Here is a 22955-nt window from a genome sequence, read left to right as displayed (position 1 = left end):
TTGCTCGGTGGGTGCTCGGGAGCCGTTGGACCGGGGCCGGGCTACGTGGACGCGGTGCGGTCGCCCCGTAGGACGCATAGCGGGCCATGGGCTGCGCTCGCAATCAGATGCGGCCGGAAGCGGCCGGTCGATATTCGTGGGCGAGCCGGGCGGCTGTGTCGAACGCCACCGTCCAGGGGAAGGCTTTCTGCCGCTCGTTGCCGCTGCCGGGCGGGTGCGGTTCCCATTGGTCGTCGGGGCCGAGCAGGACGCATACCCCTTCGTCGCGGAGACTGGCCACGGCGTGCCGGAACGGTGCCCGCGCGGCGAGGGCGGCGTTGACGAACGGGACGATGACGGTCGGCACCTGCCTGCCGATCAGTTCGGCGACCGAGGTCATCGCGTAGTTGTCGGCCAAGCCGAGGGCGACCTTGTTGATCGAGTTGTAGGTCGCGGGAGCGATGACCAGGGCGTCGGTTGCGGGAAGCGACCGGCGGGTGCCGGGCGACGACTGGTAGGCCGACCGGACCGGATGACCGGTGAGGCTTTCGAGCGGCTGCGGGTCGATGAAGTCCATCGCGCTCGGTGTGGCCGTGACCGCCGCTGTCCAGGCTTGCTCCTGCGCTGCCCGGACGAGCTGGTTTACGTCGGTGGCGGGCCCGGCGCCACAGACGACGATCTGGAGGTGCCCCGCGTTCATAACCGGATCCCGGCGTCGTGGGCGAAGTCGACAGCGGCGGTGCGGACGGAGCCGTTGGCGAGCATGGCGAGGTCGCCGGCGATGCGCTGGACCGCCGGTCGGCAGCGGATCTCCTCGGGTGCCACCTCGTACGCGGTGCGCAGCGCGCTGAGTCCGTGCTCGTAGCGTCCCCACTGCGTGTAGGCGCGTGCCACGTCGACATGCAGAGATGCCCGGCGTTCGGCCAGGGTCACCTTGTCCAGCGGAACGGTGCGGGCGATCGCGATGGCTGTTCCGGCGTCGCCGAGGGTCAGCGCGATGTTGATCCGGTGCAGCACGACATTGGTGGCGCCGAAACCGGTCCACCGGTCGTTGCCGTCGTAGCCGAGGCGGGTTGCAGCGCGGGTTGCCTCGTCGAGCATCGCGTGTGCGGTGTCTCGGTCGTCCCGGCGGGCGGCGGCGATGGCCCCTCGAAGAACGAGGGCGCCGTAGACGGCCACCGCATCGGTTGACGCGAGGCGGGTGTCCCGGTCGAGCGAGTCGGCAGCATTTCCAGCGAGGGCCACCGCTTGGGCGTCGTGGCCGTTGCCCATGAGCGCATGGGTCATGATCCGGGCGCTCGCGGCGATCGCCACCGGGTCCTGGCTCCTGGCAGCGGCTCTGGTGCTTCTCTCGGCTGCTACCAGGGCCATCCCGTGATCGCCCACCTTCAGCAGGACGCTGCCGACGACGTGGTACAGGTCGGCGGCCAGAACCTCGACCCGTGGCCGCTGATCGCCATCCGCGCCGGACTTCACCGGTTCGAGGGACGGCAGCAGCGTCACAAGCCGGTCGAGTACGCGCTCGTACCGGCAGGCCTGATAGTCGATCTTGGCGGCGCCGACGGCTCGGGTGAACTGCGGAAAAGACAGCGGCGCACCCTCCGAGTACGCGGGCGAGCAGAGCGCGTCGAGCAGCGGCGCGACGTTGGGTGCGGCGGCGACGCTGATTGCCGCCCCGCGTAGGAGATCTCTGCGTCGCACGTCACCATCCGAGTCCGAGTCGCCGTCTCCGTCATCGCCAGTATCCGCATGCGCGCCGCCATCCGGCCACGCGGCACCCACAGCTGCACCGCTGGTGCCAACCGCACGCAGCGCCTCGAAGCGTTCCCGTACCTCAGGTGTGGCTCGGGACAGCACGGTGTCCAGAGCAGCTTGCATGTCCGCGCGGGGGCGCACCTTTTCACCCTGGCTGCTCCACTTGGCCACGGTCCGCCGCGCCGCGCCGAGGTACTCGGCGAAGGCGGTCACGCTCATCCGCAGCGCATTCCGGAGCGCGTTCGCGTCCTGGCCGGTCCAGGTCGTCACCGGAGCCATCGCACGTCCTTCCGAAACGGACAGTCATCGGTGGGGGTGATGGTAGCCGCACATGGGGTGACGGCAGGTGCACTGCGGGTGCACCGGCGAGACATTCCGTCCGTCCACCGCCCGAGCCAGCCTGGATGTGCCGACGCGCCGATCCCCAGCGGTGCGCCGGTGGGCCAGCGGCAACCTCATGGCAGGGAGATCCAGATGGACGTGCCGATCGGCGACAGGTCGGAACGCGACCCGACGCACCGGCAAGTGCTCGCGCCGGGTACTCCGTCGACCGCACGGGTGACTCCCCGTTCGCGTACCGCCAGCAGGGCTGCGTGGGCGGGTGACCGGCGGTCTGCTCCCAGCCGCCGGCCGAAGGCGGTGGGCTTGCCGGGACGCCGGCAAGCCCACCGCGCACAGAGGCCAGCGCCGGCCGGGGATCGGCCATGACGGTGTACGTATCGCGGTACGCCGTGACCGGCGAGCTGACGACAGATTGCGCAGCAGTTCCGGCGTCGGCGGAACCGGGCTCGGCCGACCTACCGCTGTTGACACACGTCTGGCGGGTCTTGTTCGAGCACCAGGCGCGGAAGCACCGCCGACGATGAATACGAACGAAACCGGTGCTGCCGCGCAGGAGCGGCCCGTGCCGGCAGAACATCTGCCGCTGCGTCCGCTCTGGTTGTGCCGCCGCTGCGGGCAGCCCTGGCCCTGCGGACGGGCGCGGCTCACATTGGTCGCCGAGTACCGCGACAACGCGGTTGGTCTCTTCCTCTACTTGGCCGGCCTGCTCTATGAGGCCATCGACGACCTGCACCGCCTCAATCCGAGCGCGGTCGGCAACGTCAAGGACCTGTTCGACCGGTTCCTCGGCTGGCCCGCCCGACACCACGGCGGGGCTGGAACTACCACGCCGCGTTGAGCGGGCCCTGCTGCCCCTTCACCGCTCTCTTCTTCTGCCGCTGCCGCAGGGGCGGCGACGCACGCCCATGCCCAACCCCTGTTCGTCACGGAGGTGTTCCATGCGTGACCTGCTCCCGTCCGTCCACGACCGGTTGTTGTACGCCTGCGCGCACGCCGCCGGCTGCATCCCGCCCCGTCGCGAGCCGTTGGCGGCGGTGCCGCTGGAGGATCCGAACGCCCTACGAGCCGCCCTGAGTTCGACAATGGGGGAGGAGCGGACGGTGGTGGTGACCGGAACCCTGGACCGCAGGCTGGTCCTCATCCAACAACCGTCAGGACAATGGACAGCCGCCGATCTTTCCGGGCAGCCGCACGGCAGCCGGGCATGGCCCGCGTGGACCGTCGGCCACCTGACGGTGACCGACCCGGACAGTTGGCTGTCCACCGCGCAACTCACGCCAGCGGGCCAGCGACGGCTGCTGCGGCCGAGGCTGCTGCTGGCGTCGTTGTACCACCCGGAGCACTTCCCGCTTCCCCGGTTTCCGTTGGCGATCTCCGACCTGGCCCGAGCGGCCCGGTCGACCCTGCTCGGGCAGGTCGAACTGATGGATATGCAGCTCGGTTTCGGGTTGGACGACATTGTCGATCGGGTCCGTGACGGGGTGGAGGTGCTGGGCGTGTCGGTGACCTTCGGCCAGCATGACCTCGCCGTCCGCCTGTTGGACGCGGTCACGGACCTCGACCGGCCGCCCCTGGTGGTCGCCGGCGGTTCGCTGACCGTCCGCAACGAGCGGATCCTGCTGGACCGCTATCCGAACCTGCTCATCTGCAGGGGAGCGGGAGAACCCACGATCGCCGACGTGCTGGCTTACTGGCATGGTGACCTGGACGTCGGGCAGATCCGCGGCCTTGGTTTCCGGGACACCGCTCGGTCGCGCACCGTGCTGCCGATCAATCTTTCCCGCCGGACCGCGACCGTGGCGAACCGGTCGCAGACCGACATGTGGCCGGAACTGGATCTGCTTGACCGCACCTTCGCGCACCGTGGGGTCGCCCAACTCGAGTCGTCGAGGGGCTGCACCAACTACTGCTCGTTCTGCCCCCGCGGGCACAAGGGGCAATGGGCGGCGGCGCGTCCCGACGCGTTGCCCTGGCTCCTGCGTCAGATGGGTGCGGTGTTTGACCGGCACCCGGATCTGAACAGGACGATCTACCTGGTCGACGAGGAGTTCATCGGACGCGGCGATGACGCTGCCACCCGCGCCCTGCAGGTCGCGGACACCCTCGCCCAGGCGGGCTTCACCTGGGAGACGAGCTGCCGGGTCGACCAGGTCGTCCGTCCCGACCGGGACCGAGCCTGGCACCTCGACCGCGGTCACCTCTGGCGGGGCCTGGTCGAGCGGAAGCTGCGGCGCTGTCTGTTCGGCGTGGAATCGGGGGTGACCTCGATCCTGGACCGCTTCAACAAGGAGACCACCGGTGAGCAGAACGCCCTGGCCATCCGCACCCTAACCGCACTGGGCGTGCCACCGCGATTCACCTACATCACCTTCGACCAGTTGATGACCGCCGCCGAGCTACGCCAGACGTACGCCTTCCAGGGCCGCACCGACCTGCTGCTGCAACCGCAACCCCAGCTGAGTGTCGCCGAAATCATCGATGGGGTCCACGACGAGCGGTGGGTCGCCGCCCACACCGCAGGACGTCCCTTCTACACCGGCATCAGCTATCTGCTCGTCGGCATGGAATGCCTGATCGGTGCCGCCTACACCCGCCGCGCTGAAGCGGCCGGACTCACCGGGCGGGCCGACCCGTCGATGGGAAGGGTCGAGGCCCGCTACGCGGACTGGCGCATCGGGGTCCTCGCCCGCCGCTCCCAGCTGTGGATCGACCGGAACTTCGCGCTGGACTACACCCTCAAGTCGTTAGAGAAGATCCTCACCGGCCGGCCGTACGCCATGGTCCGCGACCTGCGTCGGCTGCTGAAGGACGCCGCCTACCAATTGTTGGGCACGATGCTCGACGAACTCTCCCGCACCGATCCGAGCGCGGCGGACGACGGTGATCTCGACGCGCGATGCCAGGGCGCGGCCGACATTCTTCTGATCCAGCTGCGCAGCGACCTGGCACCGGTCGTCGCTACGGTCACCGCGGCCCTGCCGGCCGACCGCCGTGACATCCTCCGGCAAGAGCACAGACGATGGGCCGCCGCCCACGGCTGGCAGTTGATCAATGCGGCGGACCCGTGCGGAACCTGAACGGACCCGACCCCATGAGCCCCCTGCCGCGCCGCCACCTCGCCGGCCTCAACGCCGACGTCTCCGTCATCGGGGCCGGCTGCTGGACCATCGGCGGCCGTGCGACCACCAACCGAGGCACCCCGATCGGCTGGGACGGCGTCGACCCCGACACAGCCTTCGTCGGACTCGTACGCGCCCTCGAACGGGGCGTCACGCTCTACGACACCGCCGACGTATACGGCCTCGGCCACTCCGAACGCCTCCTCGGCCGGCTTCTCCGCCTCGCCCCACGGCAGGGCCTGACCATCTCCAGCAAGGTCGGCTACTTCGCCGGCACCGCCCCTCACCCCTACCACCCTGCACAGATGCGCGCGCAACTCGCCACGACCCTGGGCAACCTCGGCACCGACCACCTCGACATCTACTTCCTCCACAGCAGTGACTTCGGCCCCGACGACCGGTACCTGCCCGACGCGGTCGACCTCATGCACACGTGGCGCGGCCAGGGGGTCATTCGCGCGGTCGGCATGCGGGCACCACACCGGTTCGCCGAGGAATGGGCCGCTGCGGACGGACCGGAGGCGACTGAGACACGCCGCTGGCTGTACCTGTTCGACCAGGTGCGCCCCGACGTGCTCACCGCCCGCTACAACCTGCTCAGCCGGCCGTACGGCGACCGCGAGACCGACATCTTCCGCTTCGCCCATCGCAACGGCATCGGTGTTCTGATCAAGCAGGTCCTTGGGAAGGGCATTCTGCTCCAAACCGGATCCGGCCCCGACCAGCGGCGGTACAGCGCCGCCGACCACCGCAGCACCGACCCGGCCTTCACGCCGGACCACCGCCGCCACGTCCACACCCGACTCGCGCCCCTGCGCGACCGTTACGGGAACGGCACCAGCGCTATGGTCCGCCTCTGCGTGCAGTACGCCCTGCACCACGCACCCGACGCCGCGATCCTCGCCGGCTTTCGCAACGCCAACCAGATCGACGCCATCATCGCGGCACTCGACGATCCTCTCCAAACCGACGACATCACGCAGATCCGCGCCGTGCTCCACGGCAACCGATACACCGACTGATAGGAACAACACCGTGCGCTACATCGAGGTCGAGAAGAAGTACCGCCTATCCGATGCCGAGGTTCTCAAGGCCAGGCTCGCCGAACTCGGCGCGAAACCCGGCGAGCCCACCCGGCAGGTAGATGCCTACTACAACGCCCCGCACCGCGACTTCCTCGCCTCCGACGTGATCTCCGACTGGCTGCGTCTCCGTATGGAAGATCATGGAGCGTCGATCAACTTCAAGCGCTGGCACCCCGTTGATGCAGTGGTCAAGACCCACGCCGACGAGTATGAAACCGCCGTCGGGGACGCCGAGGCCATCCGCCTCCTGCTGGAATCCCTCGATTTCCAGCCCTTGGTGACGGTCGACAAGACCCGCCAGGCATGGACCTTGCCGGACGTCGAGATCGTCCTCGACCACGTCGTGGATGCGGGCGACTTCGTCGAGTTCGAGTTCAAGGGCGACGCCGAGGACGTGAGCGACGCCATCCAACGCCTGGACGCGTTCATCGTCGCCCTCGGCATCGAGCTCGGCGAGCAGATCAACAAGGGGTACCCGCACATGCTTCTCGGCCGCGACCACTGATCGCTTACTTGCTCTGCGACGTCTGGTGGCGTCGGTGCCGTGCCGGTAGGTTCAACCCTCCTGAGAGCTCTCGTGGCCAGATGGAGGGATCCGGCAGCGTGTCGCACGTCGAGAAGATCACTACGGAGCTACGTACGCTGGCCGCCGGGGTCGAGCGTGCGCAGGCCCTGGCTGCGGCTGCTGATCAGCAGGCGCAGGAGATCGCGCTGCGGGCGGCGGGTGCCGGGTTCGCGGCGGTCGCTGCCGGTGTGGCGCGGGTTCGCGGAGCCATCGCCACCATCCAGGGTGGACTGGATGGTCTAGCTGGTGCTGTCGGTGATGCCGCGAAGGTGGCTGCTGGTGTCCCGGAGCAGGCCAGTCCGGGGGAGACGATCACCGGGCTGACTCCGGTGCAGAGTGCGGTCGACGGCATCCGCGACCAGACGGCCGCCACGATCACCCAGGTCGGTGAGGCGCAGCAGCTTGTCGTCGGGGTCCTGCAGGGTGGACAGCCAGGGCCGCTACTGCAGGCCCTGGAGAGCATCAAACAGGTGCTTGTCATGCTGGTTCAGCGCACCGCCACCACCCGCCAGGCCGTTGATGCGGCGATCGCCGAGGCACGACAGCTGGGGTCTTCGGGAAACTGAGCGGGGCTGGCGGTGCCGCACCGACCAGCCCTGCCTCGGTTAACACATCATCCCCCGGCAGGGGCGTGACGACGCCGTGGACGCGCAAGCCGACCGGAGAGCGCGGCGGTTCGCCTACCGGCCGGCGTACCCGGACTCCTCCAAGGGAAGACGCGCGCGTGCGGCGCTCCCTGGAACTGGAGAACCAGTGTGCCGATACCGTCGCCGCCGAGGGATACCTACTCCACCAGAACCCGACCAGGCAGGAGGTCGCTGACGCCCGTCTCGGTACCGGTGATTCCGGCAAGCCGGGCAAGGATCCCGACTACCTGATCGAGGGCCACGTCTTCGACTGTTACTCCCCGACGCCGGCGAAGAGCGTGCGAGGCGTGTGGAGCGGGGTGTCCGACAAGATCACCAGCGAGCAGACCCAACGGGTGGTGGTCAACCTCCACGACTGGCGCGGCGATCTCCCGGCGTTGCAGAGGCAGTTCGACGACTGGCCGATCGCAGGGTTGAAGGAACTGGTGGCGGTGACGCGAAGCGGGGCGATAATCCAGATCCTGCGACGAGACTGAAGGGCTACCCATGGCGACCGAGTACCGCTTGACGCTGGCCGGCGACGTTCCGCTCGATGTGCTGGCCGGCGTCGTCGCCCCAGACAGTGCCGAGGATTCGGCGGTACATGGCAGGCCACGGGTGTTGAGTGCGGACCTCAGCGATCGGTGTGGTTACACGGTGAGCATCTACGCCGGTTCCCACGGCTATTTCGAGGCCGAGGATGGTGACGGCTCGATGTGGGAGTGGGAACCGGAGCGGTACGTCACCATCGGCTTCCGGCTGGGGAAGGACGAATCCTCCGACCGGGCGACGCGGGAGATGCTGGCGTCCGTGGCCCGGGTGCTGGACGAGCGGTCGGAGGACGCCGCGCTGATCCTCGACGCCGACTGGTTGCTGCTGACCCGCTTCTCGCGAACGCTGCGCAGGCACGCGCCGAGTTGGTGGAGCGTGCACGGCGGGGAAGATCTTGTCGATCGGTGAGTGGTTCGGAGCCGGTCGTCGGCGACGACGCCGCTGGCGTAAGGAGACATCTCCGGCTTCGTGTGCAGGTGGACCTCTATGTCCCGGTACCGGGCTGCGGCGAGGCTCCGCGTTGACGACTAACTGGTCGAGGTCGCGACTCCATCCTCGAGGTAGACACCGCCATGGCCGATAGCGGCGAGACCGCGGTGACCCGCCGAGCCAGTCGGGGAATCAACATCTCGTCCAGGCGTTCCGGCTCGACGAACTCGAAGCCGTCCAACTCGTCCCGGCACAGTCGCATCGCCGCGATCTGATCCGCCGTCAGCGCCCCGCCGTCGAAGACGAACATGAGTCCGCCGTCCCACGGCGGGCTCGCCGGTACCCAGTCGACGCACAGCAGCGCTCCCGCGGGTATCGACAGACCCAACTCTTCCTGGATCTCGCGGGTGCAGGCGTCTGCCGGGGACTCGTCCGGCTCCACGGTTCCGCCGGGAACTTCCCACACGTCTTTGTAGGCCGGGTGGACCAGCAGCACCCGGCCGGTCTGGTCGCGGAGGATCACGCCGGCCGCCGCGCGGACCCGCGTCACGCTGGCGATGTAGTACAGGTCCGCTTTGGTCTGCGTCTCGGCCACGCGACCGACCCTACGGGCGTGCCCCGGCGCATCGCCCGTTTCTGAAGGAAGACGCGGCAACGTTATCCCGGACGTTGTTACTCGGAGTAACCGTCACTGCGGCGCGTGGCGCTGCATCGTCGAGTTTGCCTGGCTTTGCCTCGGGCCTCTGCCAGATCGGCGCCGCAGTACGGCGCCGATTGGGGAGATCAACTAACGGCGGTCTGAATTGACCGTACTGCGTTTTCTGTCCTCGGCTCTTCGGCTGATTCACTGAACAGTGATCTCCAAAATCGGCCCCAAAACCACGGTTTGGATATGCGGGTGCTCGCACGGCCCGCCGACGCCTCGTATGACGGCCGAAGGCGAGCGCTGTGTGCGGTCACGGCGGTCCCGGCTTCCGATGTTCCCGTCGGCGCATTGACCACTCTCTGTTACGGCTGTCAGGGACGGGATGTCGGACTGTCGACGCCAGGAGGATCATCGGGGAATGGGCGACCAGGGTGCCACGGGGCGGTTGTCCCCGCGGCGGTGGCGGATCCTGTCGTACCTGGCGCAGCATGGTGCCGCGACGACGCTGGACGTGGCGCTTGTCTGCGGAGTGTCGCGGCTGACGGCTCACCGGGACCTGGTGGGGCTGCAAGAGGCGGGACTGGTGCGCCGCGATCGCTCGGCGGAGGACCGGACCCACACCTGGTGGTACGAGGTCACTGCCGAGGGAACCGACGTGCTCCGGCGAGCCCTGACAGCGTCGGGGCGACCGGTTCCGCTGCGGCTGGGGCAGCGTTCCTCCGGTCGGGCGGATGCCCTGCTGTTCCTGCCGTTGGTGGAGGTGTCGCGGCGCAACCCGGGGCGGTGCGAGTTGTTCCAGTGGCTGGCGATGATGGACACCTCGGCGTGGTTGCGTCAGCACGACCTGGCGCAGGTGCGGGCCGACGGGTACGGCGTCTGGTTGCAGGACGGGCGGTGCCTGCGGTTCCTGGTCCACGTCGACCGTGGCCCGAGCGGCGGCGTCGTCGCTCAACACGAGCGGTCGACGTCAGGTCCGGGTGGTCTGCTGGCGGGCTACCGGCGCGCGGGCCGGCTGGTGCCGGTCGGGGCGGTTCTGGTGATCGCTCAGGACGCCGAGCGGGAGGAACGACTGCGGGCCGACCTGCTCCGCGAGCCGCTGCGGAACGTTGCCGCCACGACCACGCAGCAGTTGTTGTATCGCCACTGGCCGGACGATCAGGTATGGCAGGTACCGGGCGAGAGTGGCAGGCGTCGCCTCATCGAGGTCGGATCCTGACCGCACCACGTCACGATTCCCGGGCCGCGATCGACGCCAGCGGCATGGTGCGAGACCTCACCAGCGACGGAGACTAGCCCTCACCCCGCCAACGGCTACCTCTGTGCGCTTGTCCCAAGGCCATTCGTCGCGCCGGTGCTCCCGGCGGTCGGCACTCACGCGCCGCTGACGGCGACCACGGCAGGGGCGGCGCCGGATGCATCTCACCGGGCACTGTCCGCTTCGGCGGCGCTGTCGTGCCCGGACCAGGCCGCCAGCACCACATTCCACATCCTCAACCAAGGAGTTCACGTGTTTTCGTCGACACCTTCACCTATTGCCGTAGGCATTGGCGGTGACGAGTTCCGGCTTGATCCCCGTTCGGGGGTCGGGCTTGGCGTCAGCGTTGACGTCAGTCTTCAGCCGGACCCCCGAACCGACCCCCTGTTTCCTCTCACACCGCAGGTCAGCGCGTCTGTCAGCGCCGTCGGCTTGTCCTGCGACAGACCCCTGCCTGGTCTCGGGTCTCTCCCCCTGGGCAGCGGCATCCGCTCGCAGGGAGGTGGTGGCTGGTGGAAGATCCGGTTCTGCGGGTCCAGTCGCAGCTGACCGGCCGCGATCGGGTGCTGCTGGGCTGGCTGTACGACCATGGCGTGTTGACGTCCTTCCAGATCGCTCGCGCGTTGTTCCCGTCGCTGGACTTCTGCCAGCGCCGGCTGCGCACGTTGTACCGGTTGCGGCTGGTGGCCCGGTTCCGGCCGCAGCGCGCCGACGGCGGCTCGTACCCGTACCACTACGTCATCGACCAGCTCGGCGCCGAGGTTGTCGCCGCCGGCCGCGACGAGCGCCCACCTCGGCGCGACCACGCCCGTATCGAGCGGCGGCGGTGGACATCCAGCCGCACCCTGGCTCACCGGCTCGGGGTGAACGGCTTCTTCACACAGCTCGCTGGCTATGCCCGCACCCATCCCGATGCCGAACTCAGCGAGTGGTGGCCGGAGGCGGTGTGCCAGCGGGCCGGCACGTTCACCCGGCCGGATGATCCGGGTCTGGTGCGTGGCTACCAGCCGCGGGTCCGCCCGGACGGCTACGGCCTGTGGGCCGAGAACGGCGTTACCGTGCCGTTCTTCGTCGAGTACGACACCGGCGGCGAGCAGCTGTCGGTCTTGGTCGGCAAGCTGGCCGGCTACCGGGAGCTGTTCGCCACGATCGGGCGGGCGTGGCCGCTGCTGTTCTGGCTGCACTCCGCTGCCCGCGAGCGCAATCTGCGCCGCCTGCTCGCCGACACGCCGCCGCGGATTCCCGTAGCCACCGGCGCCCGCGATCATGCCGCGTCGGCGGGACTGTGCCCCGCTGAGGCGGTCTGGGTCCTGTCCGGCGGGGGAGGGCAGCGGTGGCGTCTGGCCGACCTGGCCGCTTATGTCGTCGGTGGCCAGGACCACCCGGGCGAGGCGGCGTGAGGGCCGGCAGCGGCCAAGCGGCCGCGGACGGTACCTCGCCTGCGCGTAGGACAGCAATATCTGGCCACTCTCACTGTTCTGTCAGTGTCCGGTCGGCTGTGGCTGACAGAGCGGTAAGAGCGGCGGACCGTTCCGTCTGCGGTGGGACGGAGGTATGGTCCCGGGCCGTCTGCGGCTGGTCCACGACCGGCGGTTGGTTCCCCTTCGCCGCGGTCCGCGATGGGGATGCCCGGACCGACCTCGGTGCTGCCGGGACCGGCTCGACTGGTGGACCAGCTGTCGCCGCGGTCCGGTTCGGGGAGGTGGTCCGCCACGACACCATCGGCATCTGACCCGACCCCTGGTCCGCGCTCGAGTCGAGTCGAGGGCGGCGTTCAGATCGTGATCATGCTGGCCATCGGTGGGGCGGCCGGGGCGGCCAGCTTCACCCACGTCCACAACGTCGCCGCCGCCCACGGCCAACCCGGGTGGCTGGCCTGGGCCGACGCGGTCGTGCTGGAGCTGATGTCCATCGCCTCCGGCCTGGAACTGCGCCGCCGCAAACGCGCCCACACCTCGACGGTCTTCCCCGCGACCGTGCTGGCCTGCGCGGTCACACTGTCTCTCGCCGCGCAGGTCGTCGAGGCCGAACCATCTCCGATCGGCTGGATCGCTGCGGCCGTGCCGGCGCTCGGTTTCCTCGTCATGGTCAAGGTCGCCCTCGGCTACGCCGGCACCACGACCCCAACCAACAGTGCCCGGACCGCAGACCCTCTGCCGGACCGGACCGCGCAGGCTACGCCTTCTAGCGGACCGGCCGAGCGGACGCGGTCCGGCGGTACGGCGGGGGAGCGGTCCGCCGCGCGGACGGTCGGTCTATCGGATGCCGCCCACCAACCTCTCGGACGGGACCGCCGTCACCGCAAAGCAGGCAGGGGACGGTCCGCGCAGCACTCCGGCGACGTGGCCGACCTGCTGCCGGCGGCGCGACGCGTCCGGGACCGACTCGCTGCGGACGGGCAGGCGCTGACCCGGGCGGCGCTCGCCGAAGCCCTCCGTGCAACGGGCTACACCGTGTCCAACACCCGGGTATCCGAACTCCTCAAGATCCTCAAAGCTGAGGTGGCCCCGGCGCCCGCATCACAAGATGCTCCGACTCCACCGGTGAGCCTGACGCCACGACCGCCGTCAAGCCGGCAGCGACCGGCGGGCGTCACCGCGCCAGACAGCGCTGGGCTGCCCCGACCCACGAGCTCTGCGCCTCTCGAACCCATGAATTCCAGACCGAACGGGCAGGAGAACCCCGAATCATGAGCACCTACGTGAATCCAGCTGAGCAGACCTCCGACACCACGACAGACATCACTTCCACCGCAGTCGCGCCGGCCGCCCACGAGGTGTGGACCGTCAATCGTGTCCGCGCCCTCGGCGTGACCACCACCCTCGCCACCGCGGCGTCGGTCCTCGGGATCAGCCGATCCCAGGCCTACCGGCTCGCCGCCACCGACACCTTCCCCGCACCGCTGATCCGCGCCGGCAGCCGCATCATCGTCCCGGTCGCCGGCCTCCTCCAACTCCTCCTGCTCGACAGCTCTGCCCCAACCCCCGATAGTCGGCGACTTGATCCCGACGTGAAGGTGAGCGTGGATGCGACGACCCCGCCACCAGCGGATTCCACCCACCAGCGCTGGCGGCACCGTACCGAGCATCCAGGAGACGATGAGTGAAGGGATCCACCTTCAAACGCTGCGGCTGCCGCGACACCACCACGGGCCGGCGACTGGGACGCTCCTGTCCTCAGCTTCGCCGATCCGGCGGCGGCTGGTCCCGCAACCACGGCCAATGGCACTGGCAGATCGAACTCCCGGCCCGCGCCGACGGCACCCGCCGCCCGCTACGCCACGGCCCCTACGACACCCAGGCCGATGCGGATGCTGTCCTGGACCGCATCCGCGCCGCGCTCGCTGTCCCCGACCCCACCGACCCGCATACCACCGTCAAGACCGGTGACCTGATCGAAACTGCCGTCAAAACCGGCGCGCCCGTCCCGAGCCCGGACAAGGTCCGGCGGGCGCTGCACCTGGACATCACCCCAACCGAGCTACCGACCGTGGCCGACTACCTCACCCACTGGCTCGCCGGACGCAAGAACATCAAGAAAGGCACCCTGCGCTCCTATGAAGGGCACATCCGGCTGTACCTGATCCCGCACCTCGGCCACCTGCGCATCGACCGACTCCGCCCCGGCCACATCGACGCCATGTACGACGCCATCGACGAGCGCAACACCACCATTACCACCCTGCGCGCCAGTCGCGACCCCGCCAAACGCGACCAGGTCAAGAACCAGCGGATCGTCGGCCCGAGAACCTTGCACCTCATCCACGCCACCCTCCGCAAGGCCCTCAACGACGCAATGCGCCGCCACCGCTACATCGACACCAACCCCGCCCTCATGGTCGAGCTCCCCCGAGCCCGGCCACCCAAGCCCACCGTCTGGACCGAGCAACGCGTGAAGACGTGGCGCGACAGCGGCAAGACTCCCAGCCCCGTCATGATCTGGACCCCCGAACACACTGGCCGGTTTCTCGACCACACCCACGACGCAGGCGACCGCCTCTACGCCCTCTACCACCTCATCACCTTCACCGGCCTACGCCGAGGCGAAGCATGCGGCCTGCACTGGGACGACCTCGACCTCGACGCCGCCACCCTCACCGTCCGCTGGCAACTCGTCCAACACGGCTGGGCCACCGCCATCGACACCCCCAAGAGCACCGACAGCGAAGCCGCGGTCGCTATCGACACCGAGACCATCGCGGTGCTGCGCGCCCACCGCAGCCGGCAACACCGCGAACGCCTCGCGGCGGGTGCCGCCTGGACCAAGACCGGCCTGGTGTTCACCACCCCGACCGGTGGGCGGCTTCACCCTGCCGACGTCACCGACCACTTTCACCACCTCGCCACCCAAGCCGGGCTACCACCCATCCGGCTTCACGACCTCCGCCACGGCGCCGCCACCATGGGCCTCGCCGCCGGCGTCCAGATGAAAGTCATCTCCAACCGACTCCGCCACTCAAGCCCCCACTTCACCGCCAAGTTCTACGGCGACGTCCTACCCGAACTCTCACACGCCGCCGCCGAAGCCACCGCCGCCGTCGTCCCAAGACGCGGTGGAACCGCAAGGCCGGCATAGTTCGCAGGTTCACCGCCTATTCGCTGCGTAGGGCCAGCCGGCGAAGTCGTCGGCTGGCCCTACGCAGTATCAGCACCTTGACCTCGATAAAGAGAAGCCGCGGATCACTCGAGCCGTCGCCGAGGGATGCGGAGGCCCTGTGGCCAGGAGGCCTGGCCGCCCGCCCGTTGACGCGGTAGTGCCTTACGTTGGCATTCGAAAACGGCTCAGGCTGCGCGACTGGTCAAGCCACTCTGTGGCCAGTTGACGCGCTTCTGCACGCGGCATCCGCTCCCGGCGGCGTATTACCTTGGCCAAGCGCTGCGTCACGACACGTTCCCATCGGTCCCGGAAATCGTCGTCGGGCGTCTCGATGAGGATCTTCGGTCGGTGCATGTCCTGCTTCAGGCGGTCGCCCGGCCGACCCGGCTGAAGGTAGATAGCCCGGCTACTGAGAGCGGCGTCGACGATGATGCCCTCGCGCTCGATGCTGAACAACAGGGTCGCGCGGACCTCGATCGGACGGATGAACTGTAGCGAGAGGGCCACCTGATCGTCGTCACGCTCTACCTGGCCCCACCTGTATGTGACATCACCAGGTGACAGGTGATCGTGTAGCCGGACCAGTTCATCGAGGTCAGGCCGGGTGGTGGTATCGATGATGACCAACGGCACCAGTCGGCCGTCAGCGATCGGGCCAGCAATCGATCCGTCCGCGACGACGGGCACGATGTCGGCAGGATCAACGCTCCGTCTCGTCGGACGTTTCTTGGTCTTCCGTCCTCTGATCATGACCCGCCTCTCGTAGAACAGACGCGCTGACCGTCGCGGCGATACCCCGGCTGTCCTGCAGAACAGCGTCATAACGATGAATCCCCGAACCCGCAGGGAACAAGTCGGCAGGTAGCCGGAACGTCAGCCAACCGGCGACCGCGCCGTTGGCCTGCAGCCGCGCAGGCAGGTCCAGAGCCTCCACCTCAGTCGGAAACGCATCGCCGGTGGTCTCGTGGCGAACCTTGACCGTCATCGCGTGACCGGACTGCAGGATGTAGGCGATGTGTAGATCAGCGCTGACAATGGCGGCATCACGGTCAGTGGGGTTGACCGCGAGGATCTTCATGCCGACCCACCGTGGCGCGTCCCTACGACGCCATGATGCGGAGTCATCAAGGGTGACGTTCAACCGGGCCGCTCGCCGCTCTTCCTGCTGCAAGGAAAGGGCCAACGCGCGCCGTGAAGTGTTGCGGTTTGACAGCGCAACCAGCAGCGCGAACACTGCGACGACGGCTGACGCCACGGGCATCCACCGGAACCAGCCAGAGTCCGAGGAACCCGATAGCGGGGCCACAACCACGAGCATGAGCACAGAATGCCCGAACGCCGGGGCTCACGCGATACCGGAACCCTCATGGCCCGCAAGTCGTAGCCCTTCAGGCGCCCACCCGTCAGGCTCAGGCAAGGCACGTGGCGCAGGCGCCGAGGAGGTGTCGCCGTCGCGCTGAGCCTGGCCGAGCGGCGGCACGCCTTCGTTGGCGCTGATTCGGTTGACGTTTGGGCCTCCAGCATGACGGACTGGGCAGCTCGGTCTGCCCTGCTGATGCTGGACAGTCGCATCAGCAGTGGTGGCTGTCATAGATGCAGCGTACTCTCAGTCACCCTGACGTCTTGTCGTCGTGTCCTTTTCACGCATGGTGGAAGCTGATGGCCGCGAGCATCGACATCTTCTGGGGAGGCGAGCCTCTCGAACGGTCCGAGCTGCAATTTCTGGCAGCGCTGCAGGCAGATCTTGACCGGGCAGGTGTCTCTGCGCTCGTGCTGGCGAACTTCTATACCGGGCGTGGGACACGGCAGGTGGACTTTCTCATCGTGACGGATGCTCGTGTCTGCCACGTTGAGTTGAAGGGCTACCGGGGGATCCTCGTTGGCGGCACGAACGGGCCGTGGAGTACTCAGGACGAGGATGGCTCGCTGCGTGTGATCGAGCGGCAGAATCCCTATTCGCAGGCCGCTACCTGCACGTTTGCGATCAGTGACGATATGCACGACCTCGTGGCAGCAGGCCTTCCCGGACCAGTGCGAGACAAGTTCTACAAGCACATCGACACTGTCGTGGTTGTCTTCCCGACGCTCGACCCGAAATCGCAGGTGCCATCTGACTACAGGGTCAGCACGATGGGCTACCCGGCCTTCGTGCAGCTGCTGCTGTCCGCTGGCGACCCAGCGCCGTGGACGCGGAGACACTGGGACGAGTTCATAAGGGCGCGATCGTTGACGAACGCCAGATCCTCGATCGGCGACGCCGGCCTCTCATCCGAGGATCGAGCATTGGAGGTCGAGGACTATCTCCGGCGATACCGCGAGTTCTATAGCGCCGGCCTGCCGCCGCTAGTTCCGTTGTCGCTCGTCGGTGACGGCAACGACATCCTGCACGATGAGGTTGTGAGGCTCGCCCGCGACGCGGGCATGGTGCTGCTCGTCGGGCAGTCTGGCAGCGGGAAGAGTCACCTCGCCCGGCATTCCACGCTGGCTATGTCCGACGAACTGGTACCTGTTTGGGTGGCCGTCAGAAGCTACGACGGCCGACTGTCGACCTTGCTGAACAGGAGCGTAGCCCGATTCAGCACGAAGACGTTCACGCAGCTAGAGGAGGCCATCAGACGTACTGGGCGCCGACTTCTGATCGTCTTGGATGGACTGAACGAATGCCCAGAAGCAATGCGTGAACAGTTCGTGGGAGACGTTAGGGCGTTAGATCTTCGCCTCGATCCCCTCGTGTTGGTAACCAGCCAGTCTGTGCCGTCACCTCCGCTTAGAACTGGGGCAATCACGGTGCAAACGACAGTCTTGTCATCAGACCAGCGCGTCGCTCTGCTCACCTCATACGGCGCGCCGGCCATCGAAGATAAATGCGAGCCATTTTCAACCGCGTACGAACTGGCTATCGCCGCAGAATGCGCCCTCGAAATCGACGGCGCGCCGACCCGGGCGAAACTATTCGCCGCATTCCTGCGGCGCCGCCTGCAAGATCGTTCCGCACCTGCCATTTGCCGCCAGGCACTTCGGCGCATCGCAAGCACGATGGGTCATCGCCTTGTGGTTTCACTGCCCGTCAACGATGCCATACGAGTTATCGAGCGCTATTTGAACGACATTGGGGCACCGATCGGCGTCCTAGACGATGTGATGCGGTGTTCCGTTCTGGAACTCAGTGACGGCCGCGTCGCATTCGGCCATGAACTACTCGGCCGGTACCTCGTGGCCGAGGAATTGTCAATCGCGTCCGCGGCGGCAACCGAGCTTGCCGCGCAGCTCACCTTGCCACGGAATCACGACCTGGCGGCGCTTGCGATCGAACTGGAAGACGATCTGCCTCGACTGACCCAGCTACTGGACGCGATGCATGACCGGCGTCTTTATGCAGCCGCGCTCATGGGTGCCGCAGGCGAGCTGGCATCAAGGGTTAGCGCGGCAGCGGCGCGACGCGTTACTCGGACGGTCGTCAACGACCTAGACCGAACTGAATACAGATTCTTCGGTGAGGGCCTCCAGTTGGAGGTAGTCAACGGCACAGAGCTGTCGCCAGCTGACATTGCCGTGCTCGGAGCGCTTGGCACACTCGCTCCGCGCGGCCTTTCGTTGGGCCTCGTCGTTGAAGTCATCGACGCGACCGACCGCGCATGTCGGCGGTCCGTCGCCGTCCAGCAGCAGCGTGAAGGAACTCGACCGCCGCCGAGCATAGTCGTGAGTTGTACCCTGCGGGGATTCGGAAATCACACCAAAGTGCCAGCGGCAGTAGTACTCGACGCCGTCAACCGAGCTGGCATGGATAACTGGTACCGGCATGAGAGCGGCGAGGACCAAGTTGCGGTAGAGAGTCTAGCGGAGATCCTCGCTGCGACTACAGATCGGACCTACGGACGCCTACTCCTGTTGTGCCATCTCCTGCGGTCAACGAACGACCCAGCAGCCAGTGCCCTCCTACCAGAGTTCCTCCGACTTTGCCTGGCGAGTGAGGCTTACCACATACAACTTGACGGCCTCGACACCGTCCGACGGTACTCGCAGACGGTCGAGGGCGATCCGATACGCGATGACATCATCGGTCAGCTTTTGGAATTTGAGCCCAAGCACATCTTCATCTCCAGTCAGCTAGTGGAAACGATGTACGCCTTTGGGCTTATAGAGGACCAAAATGATCACGGTTTCGTAAGTGAAGCCATCCAAGCCATCATTCAATCGCCGAGAACGAAAGTAAGCAGCAATGCGGCTTACGGTATTTACAGCAGTCAGTTCGAGGATCCAATCGCCGCCCCGTATTGGGCGGCGATCGAGGAGCTGGAGAGCGCCGCCAAAGCGCAACTGCTAACGATTGCCGCATTCGCCGACGAGACTTCGACATTCTTCATGGACACACTACTGAGAGACCTGATCCAACTTGAAGACCCCTCGACGTTGCCGGCGTTCGAGCGTTGGGCGACACGCTTGATAGTAGGGCCGGGGGTGCAAGAGACCGCCGCGAACTATCGAGTTGGCATCAAAGGCTGGGCTCAGCACGTAGCGGAGCCGCCGCAACTTGCCGAACCCAAGAATGACGCCTCTCGCGCATGGGAGATTCTCGGCGAAATCCTGTTCTGGACCTACCGCGCTGAGACCCATCGAGTCGACCCGACCAAAAACTACGCGGCGAGCTGGGCGAAGCTCCGCACGGAAGCTCTACCTGCAGCCGCAGATGCGCTTTTCTGGATCACTGGATCGGACCACTATCGCGAGCCAGAAGAGCTGCCACTCATAAAGAGGATGATCGAGACAGGTCGCACCGACGTTCGGCTCATCTGCGAGTGGAGCCTCCAGCATGATGACCAGCTCATCTCGCTTCTCCCCCACCCCCACGCCTTCTTTGACCGGACAGACTTCATCATTCAAGTCCTGGGCGAGGTCGGCACGGCAGCATCCGCTGACCTGCTACATCCGCTTGTCGATGACCGCCAGCACGGTCGCGCAGCCATCGCCGCTATCAGGCGGCTTGCGAAATGAGCAACGATAAGCCCGGTGCAGTCGCTGGAGGCTCAACTCGGCCGCCGACGCATGCCCGACATCAACTCGGCGACTACTCAGACACCCACGGCGCGCTCGAACGCGCGGCAGCAAGACTGGTCGAGGGCTTCCACCTCGACAAGGTTGGCTTAGCCCGGAGTGTATTCGACGTCGTTCGCTGTAAGGACGCCCTCGGGCCAAGCGACGGAGACCATGGACGCCAACTTCCGTCTCCTCTTCTGAGGAACCGCGGCAGATTCAGCGGCGTACTGCGGGAGGCCACCGCTGAGAAAACCAGCGCGAAGATCATGTGGCTCAAGCGCTCCTTCTTGCTTGATCGCCCCACCTGGGCAGGCCGCGATGCCGCCCTCCTACTGCTCGAGGACCATCGAGACCCGGCTCGACAATTCGATCGACTCCGAGGATATGAGGAGCTAGATCCGCAGCGCACGCCCCGACTTCACCCTTGACGACGAGCCCACCGAACCGATCCCTGACTTTCCTGGCTCCCGGAACGCCCTCGACAAGCTGGTATATTGCGAGATCAACGAGGTCCAAGTGGCATAGCCAGCTACACACGATGGTGGTGCTACGGCAGTGTAGGAGTAGCGGCAGATTCACACCGAGCTGGCCTTTCGGTACGAGATGGTGGAGATATTTCGTGGCCCTTCGAATCGTTCTGGGACTTCCGACCCACACGCCAAAGGTGCACGGACCCTTTGCTCCTGAGCAAGTCGCGCTACTTCGTCGCTGGCAAGCGGTTCCATCCGTCGCACACATGCGGTGCCCACGGCACGGTGACGTGCAGCGCGGGAGTTCGGAGTTAGTTCCCAGCGCTGATGGCTGGCGCTGCCACTTTCGAACGCCAGATTATCCCGACCTTACTTGTTCGTACGCCGTTGACTGGGTTTATTCCGGGATGCTGGACGAGAACAGCATCCGAGCCCTTGAGGAGATGTCGGTTGAGGTCGTGGAGGTGTCGTTCGACGACGGCTCGCACGAACCTTTGAGCGTCTTCTCCGACTACGACCTTCTCCTCTCATTCCACGATGCGTCCGACGTTGACTGGGAAGAGGTTGCTGAACGCAGCGCACTTGATGAACGGCGAGGTCTCGTTATAACTCAGAGCACCGTCTTAGAAAATCTTCTCGGAGACGTTATCCTGCAGCTAGAGAGGCCGGGTGATCCCGAAAGGCGTCAACGTGAGATAGACCGGTGGATGATCGGCAAACGACTAAATCATGTTGAGTCGCTTCTGTCGAGTGGTGGCTACTTGGAAGCAAACAGCAGCTTCCCGCGCGAGTCGCTGTGGGCTGCTGTGAGGCGTCGAAACGAGTTAGCACACGGAAGCATCATACGTGTCATTGGTGATGCTTATCCGCGCCCTGACGGACCAGGTAAGACCCGACGAGTTGAGTGGCAACTAGTGGACCGCCGAACCCGTGAATCCCGACTAGTCACCATGGCTGGATTACGCGAGGATCTGTACGCCGCCATCGCGGCGTGCACGGATCTGCTGCGTTGGAACCGCAATCATCTGATGTGACGACTCGAAAGCGCTATCCTCCGTAACCGAGTCTTGCGTCTAACCGGCTCCCGACTGTGATGAGGCAGGGTTGATTGTTCCTACCAATCTGCAAGATTGGTTCGCCGTCTCACCCGGGTGCTCGGCGGGTGCTCGGGCGCCGTGGACGGGTCCATGGTTGGGTGGACTGACTGGATGCCGACTCGATCGAACTGGGCCATCACAGCGAACAGATGGACTCACGCGACCCGGTTGGACCGGGTGACTCGGCCAAGATCATGCTCTTAATCCGCGGGTTCGGGGTTCGAGTCCCTGGCGGCGCACCAGCATCAAGCTGCGCGTTCTTCCCTGAGGGAAGGGCGCGCAGCTTCGTTTCGGCCTAAGGGGAACCGAGCGTCCCGGTCGCCGCCTCCGGTATCACCTGGACGGCGCGAGGGATGCCATGGGCGACCCGTTACGGCCTCCGCGCCTGCGAGCCGGGAGACACGCTGGTGTAGGTGTCCCGGGTCAGGCCCACCCAACCGTTCATCCGGTAGCGCGTCCAGGCTCGTGGCACGTACCCGACGCCGCCGGCCTTCGCCAGCTCCGGTAGACCGATGTGTTTCGCTGGGTGTTCGCTACTTATTTAGCTGCTGCAACACGCCAGTACGGGAATCGGTAAGGGCCTGGAAGTGCGCGACGAGTTTTCGCGCCACCTCCGGATCGTGGAGCACCACGCCGACCTCGATGTTGTGAGACAGTGCCCGGTCGGTGAGGTTGGCGCTGCTGATCAGCGCGACCCTGCTGTCGGCGGCGATGAGTTTCGCGTGCAACGCAGCGTGCGCGTTTCCGGCGAGGAGGGGCAGACCTACTACGCGAAGTGGGAAGCAGACGGGACCACGCAGCGGATCCACGATCTGCTGCGGGAACGGGTTCGCACGGCCCGGGGTAGCAACGCGAGCCCGTCAGCGGTGGTCCTGGACTCGCAGATGGTGCGCCACGTCAGACCCGGGCCATGCTCAGGAGAGCGGATGAACCTTGCCCAACGTGACTCCGCCTGAGATGTGACCCGCCTGGATCACGTGGCCGCCCGCGGTGCCGGTCATCATGTTGTTGACCTGTCCATCGGTACGGCGGAGATCGATGACCTCCTGCCATGCGCCCCGCAGCTGCTCGTCGAAGCCTCGGTCGCGCTGCCGCAGCGCAGTGAGGATCTCGCTGAGGTGGTTGATCTGGTTCGCGCCCAGTTCGGTCAGTGCTGATCCCTGGAGCAACTCCGAGCCGTCGTGATCGCGGCGGAGGCGTTCCTTGACGATCTGCGTCAGACGCCGCCAGGCGCGCGATCCATGGTCGATGGCCAGCTCGCTGCCTTTCGACGCGATGCCGGTGGCGATCGCCAGGCTGATCGGGTCCATCTTCAGACTCCTTTACAGTGAGCCCTTTTCATCGTGATGGGCCTGGTCACGGTGGGTGCGGGGAAGGGTCTGTCGACATAGGAGGAGGCTCCCGG

The 22955-nt window shown here is 66.6% G+C and carries 22 protein-coding genes; 15 read left to right on the top strand and 7 right to left on the bottom strand.

Annotation, left to right across the window (positions count from 1 at the left end):
* Positions 1-103 precede the first annotated feature (103 nt).
* Together ACPXCB_RS07575 and ACPXCB_RS07570 are read right to left on the bottom strand one after the other, a co-directional pair.
* On the bottom strand, positions 104-679 hold the full coding sequence (locus tag ACPXCB_RS07575; protein ID WP_425873462.1) for a flavoprotein: 576 nt from the start codon (positions 677-679) through the stop codon (positions 104-106).
* Entirely contained in the window at positions 676-2013 is a 1338-nt protein-coding gene (locus ACPXCB_RS07570) for a hypothetical protein (protein ID WP_425873461.1), read from the bottom strand. Before ACPXCB_RS07570 ends, ACPXCB_RS07575 begins: the two co-directional genes overlap by 4 nt.
* A gap of 425 nt (positions 2014-2438) precedes the next feature.
* Here ACPXCB_RS07570 and amcA point away from each other — a divergent pair, with 425 nt between their 5' ends.
* From amcA to ACPXCB_RS07530, 8 genes are all read left to right on the top strand, one after another.
* The gene (amcA, locus tag ACPXCB_RS07565) at positions 2439-2600 is read left to right on the top strand and encodes a multiple cyclophane-containing RiPP AmcA (RefSeq protein WP_358168309.1); all 162 of its coding nucleotides are present in this window, start codon (positions 2439-2441) and stop codon (positions 2598-2600) included.
* A complete protein-coding gene (locus ACPXCB_RS07560; protein ID WP_358168310.1) occupies positions 2597-2914 on the top strand; it encodes a hypothetical protein in 318 nt (105 codons plus the stop codon). The genes amcA and ACPXCB_RS07560 overlap by 4 nt, the downstream gene beginning before the upstream one ends.
* Positions 2915-3506: 592 nt before the next feature.
* Entirely contained in the window at positions 3507-5153 is a 1647-nt protein-coding gene (locus ACPXCB_RS07555; protein ID WP_425873969.1) for a B12-binding domain-containing radical SAM protein, read from the top strand.
* Positions 5154-5167: 14 nt separating this feature from the next.
* Entirely contained in the window at positions 5168-6217 is a 1050-nt protein-coding gene (locus ACPXCB_RS07550) for an aldo/keto reductase (protein WP_425873458.1), read from the top strand.
* 13 nt (positions 6218-6230) lie between these two features.
* Positions 6231-6785, top strand: coding sequence for a class IV adenylate cyclase (cyaB, locus tag ACPXCB_RS07545; protein ID WP_425873456.1), 555 nt, complete (start codon positions 6231-6233; stop codon positions 6783-6785).
* Between the two features lie 98 nt (positions 6786-6883).
* A complete protein-coding gene (locus ACPXCB_RS07540; RefSeq protein ID WP_425873454.1) occupies positions 6884-7411 on the top strand; it encodes a DUF6244 family protein in 528 nt (175 codons plus the stop codon).
* A gap of 158 nt (positions 7412-7569) precedes the next feature.
* Positions 7570-7968, top strand: a complete 399-nt coding sequence (locus ACPXCB_RS07535; protein WP_425873452.1) for a hypothetical protein — start codon at positions 7570-7572, stop codon at positions 7966-7968.
* 10 nt (positions 7969-7978) lie between these two features.
* The gene (locus ACPXCB_RS07530) at positions 7979-8431 is read left to right on the top strand and encodes a SitI3 family protein (protein ID WP_425873450.1); all 453 of its coding nucleotides are present in this window, start codon (positions 7979-7981) and stop codon (positions 8429-8431) included.
* Positions 8432-8507: 76 nt separating this feature from the next.
* On the opposite strand, the gene ACPXCB_RS07525 is transcribed toward ACPXCB_RS07530, so the two are convergent.
* Entirely contained in the window at positions 8508-9047 is a 540-nt protein-coding gene (locus ACPXCB_RS07525) for an NUDIX domain-containing protein (protein ID WP_425873448.1), read from the bottom strand.
* Positions 9048-9516: 469 nt separating this feature from the next.
* Between ACPXCB_RS07525 and ACPXCB_RS07520 the strand changes: the two genes are divergently transcribed.
* The 5 genes from ACPXCB_RS07520 to ACPXCB_RS07500 all read left to right on the top strand — a co-directional run bounded on the left by ACPXCB_RS07520 (position 9517) and on the right by ACPXCB_RS07500 (position 14928).
* A complete protein-coding gene (locus ACPXCB_RS07520; RefSeq protein WP_425873446.1) occupies positions 9517-10314 on the top strand; it encodes a DeoR family transcriptional regulator in 798 nt (265 codons plus the stop codon).
* Between the two features lie 551 nt (positions 10315-10865).
* On the top strand, positions 10866-11753 hold the full coding sequence (locus tag ACPXCB_RS07515; RefSeq protein WP_425873444.1) for a replication-relaxation family protein: 888 nt from the start codon (positions 10866-10868) through the stop codon (positions 11751-11753).
* Between the two features lie 387 nt (positions 11754-12140).
* A complete protein-coding gene (locus ACPXCB_RS07510; protein WP_425873967.1) occupies positions 12141-13046 on the top strand; it encodes a DUF2637 domain-containing protein in 906 nt (301 codons plus the stop codon).
* Entirely contained in the window at positions 13043-13459 is a 417-nt protein-coding gene (locus tag ACPXCB_RS07505; protein WP_425873442.1) for a helix-turn-helix transcriptional regulator, read from the top strand. Before ACPXCB_RS07510 ends, ACPXCB_RS07505 begins: the two co-directional genes overlap by 4 nt.
* Positions 13456-14928, top strand: coding sequence for a tyrosine-type recombinase/integrase (locus ACPXCB_RS07500; protein WP_425873440.1), 1473 nt, complete (start codon positions 13456-13458; stop codon positions 14926-14928). Before ACPXCB_RS07505 ends, ACPXCB_RS07500 begins: the two co-directional genes overlap by 4 nt.
* 183 nt (positions 14929-15111) lie before the next feature.
* Here ACPXCB_RS07500 and ACPXCB_RS07495 read toward each other — a convergent pair whose 3' ends face one another.
* Both ACPXCB_RS07495 and ACPXCB_RS07490 read right to left on the bottom strand, forming a co-directional pair.
* Positions 15112-15636: a hypothetical protein gene (locus ACPXCB_RS07495; protein WP_425873438.1), complete on the bottom strand. Its 525-nt coding sequence runs from the start codon at positions 15634-15636 to the stop codon at positions 15112-15114.
* A gap of 13 nt (positions 15637-15649) precedes the next feature.
* Positions 15650-16027, bottom strand: a complete 378-nt coding sequence (locus tag ACPXCB_RS07490; RefSeq protein WP_425873437.1) for a hypothetical protein — start codon at positions 16025-16027, stop codon at positions 15650-15652.
* 581 nt (positions 16028-16608) lie between these two features.
* Here ACPXCB_RS07490 and ACPXCB_RS07485 point away from each other — a divergent pair.
* On the top strand, positions 16609-19941 hold the full coding sequence (locus ACPXCB_RS07485) for an NERD domain-containing protein (protein ID WP_425873435.1): 3333 nt from the start codon (positions 16609-16611) through the stop codon (positions 19939-19941).
* 919 nt (positions 19942-20860) lie between these two features.
* Positions 20861-21487 (top strand): hypothetical protein, encoded by a 627-nt coding sequence (locus ACPXCB_RS07480; RefSeq protein ID WP_425873433.1) that lies wholly within the window; start codon positions 20861-20863, stop codon positions 21485-21487.
* 596 nt (positions 21488-22083) lie between these two features.
* Here ACPXCB_RS07480 and ACPXCB_RS07475 read toward each other — a convergent pair.
* Positions 22084-22359, bottom strand: coding sequence for a phospholipase D-like domain-containing protein (locus ACPXCB_RS07475; protein ID WP_425873431.1), 276 nt, complete (start codon positions 22357-22359; stop codon positions 22084-22086).
* A gap of 105 nt (positions 22360-22464) precedes the next feature.
* Positions 22465-22860, bottom strand: a complete 396-nt coding sequence (locus ACPXCB_RS07470) for a hypothetical protein (protein WP_393172297.1) — start codon at positions 22858-22860, stop codon at positions 22465-22467.
* Positions 22861-22955 lie beyond the last annotated feature (95 nt).

The organism is Micromonospora sp. DT62 (assembly GCF_049847285.1).
Lineage (GTDB): Bacteria > Actinomycetota > Actinomycetes > Mycobacteriales > Micromonosporaceae > Micromonospora > Micromonospora reichwaldensis.
This window is presented reverse-complemented; position numbering and strand designations above follow the sequence as displayed.

Bases quoted from the DNA above. Each gene is read 5' to 3' on its own strand.
- ACPXCB_RS07575 (WP_425873462.1), bottom strand. From the start codon at position 679: ATGAACGCGGGGCACCTCCAGATCGTCGTCTGTGGCGCCGGGCCCGCC.
- ACPXCB_RS07570 (WP_425873461.1), bottom strand. From the start codon at position 2,013: ATGGCTCCGGTGACGACCTGGACCGGCCAGGACGCGAACGCGCTCCGG.
- amcA (WP_358168309.1), top strand. From the start codon at position 2,439: ATGACGGTGTACGTATCGCGGTACGCCGTGACCGGCGAGCTGACGACA.
- ACPXCB_RS07560 (WP_358168310.1), top strand. From the start codon at position 2,597: ATGAATACGAACGAAACCGGTGCTGCCGCGCAGGAGCGGCCCGTGCCG.
- ACPXCB_RS07555 (WP_425873969.1), top strand. From the start codon at position 3,507: ATGCAGCTCGGTTTCGGGTTGGACGACATTGTCGATCGGGTCCGTGAC.
- ACPXCB_RS07550 (WP_425873458.1), top strand. From the start codon at position 5,168: ATGAGCCCCCTGCCGCGCCGCCACCTCGCCGGCCTCAACGCCGACGTC.
- ACPXCB_RS07530 (WP_425873450.1), top strand. From the start codon at position 7,979: ATGGCGACCGAGTACCGCTTGACGCTGGCCGGCGACGTTCCGCTCGAT.
- ACPXCB_RS07520 (WP_425873446.1), top strand. From the start codon at position 9,517: ATGGGCGACCAGGGTGCCACGGGGCGGTTGTCCCCGCGGCGGTGGCGG.
- ACPXCB_RS07510 (WP_425873967.1), top strand. From the start codon at position 12,141: ATGCTGGCCATCGGTGGGGCGGCCGGGGCGGCCAGCTTCACCCACGTC.
- ACPXCB_RS07505 (WP_425873442.1), top strand. From the start codon at position 13,043: ATGAGCACCTACGTGAATCCAGCTGAGCAGACCTCCGACACCACGACA.
- ACPXCB_RS07490 (WP_425873437.1), bottom strand. From the start codon at position 16,027: ATGAAGATCCTCGCGGTCAACCCCACTGACCGTGATGCCGCCATTGTC.
- ACPXCB_RS07485 (WP_425873435.1), top strand. From the start codon at position 16,609: ATGGCCGCGAGCATCGACATCTTCTGGGGAGGCGAGCCTCTCGAACGG.
- ACPXCB_RS07480 (WP_425873433.1), top strand. From the start codon at position 20,861: ATGCTGGACGAGAACAGCATCCGAGCCCTTGAGGAGATGTCGGTTGAG.
- ACPXCB_RS07470 (WP_393172297.1), bottom strand. From the start codon at position 22,860: ATGGACCCGATCAGCCTGGCGATCGCCACCGGCATCGCGTCGAAAGGC.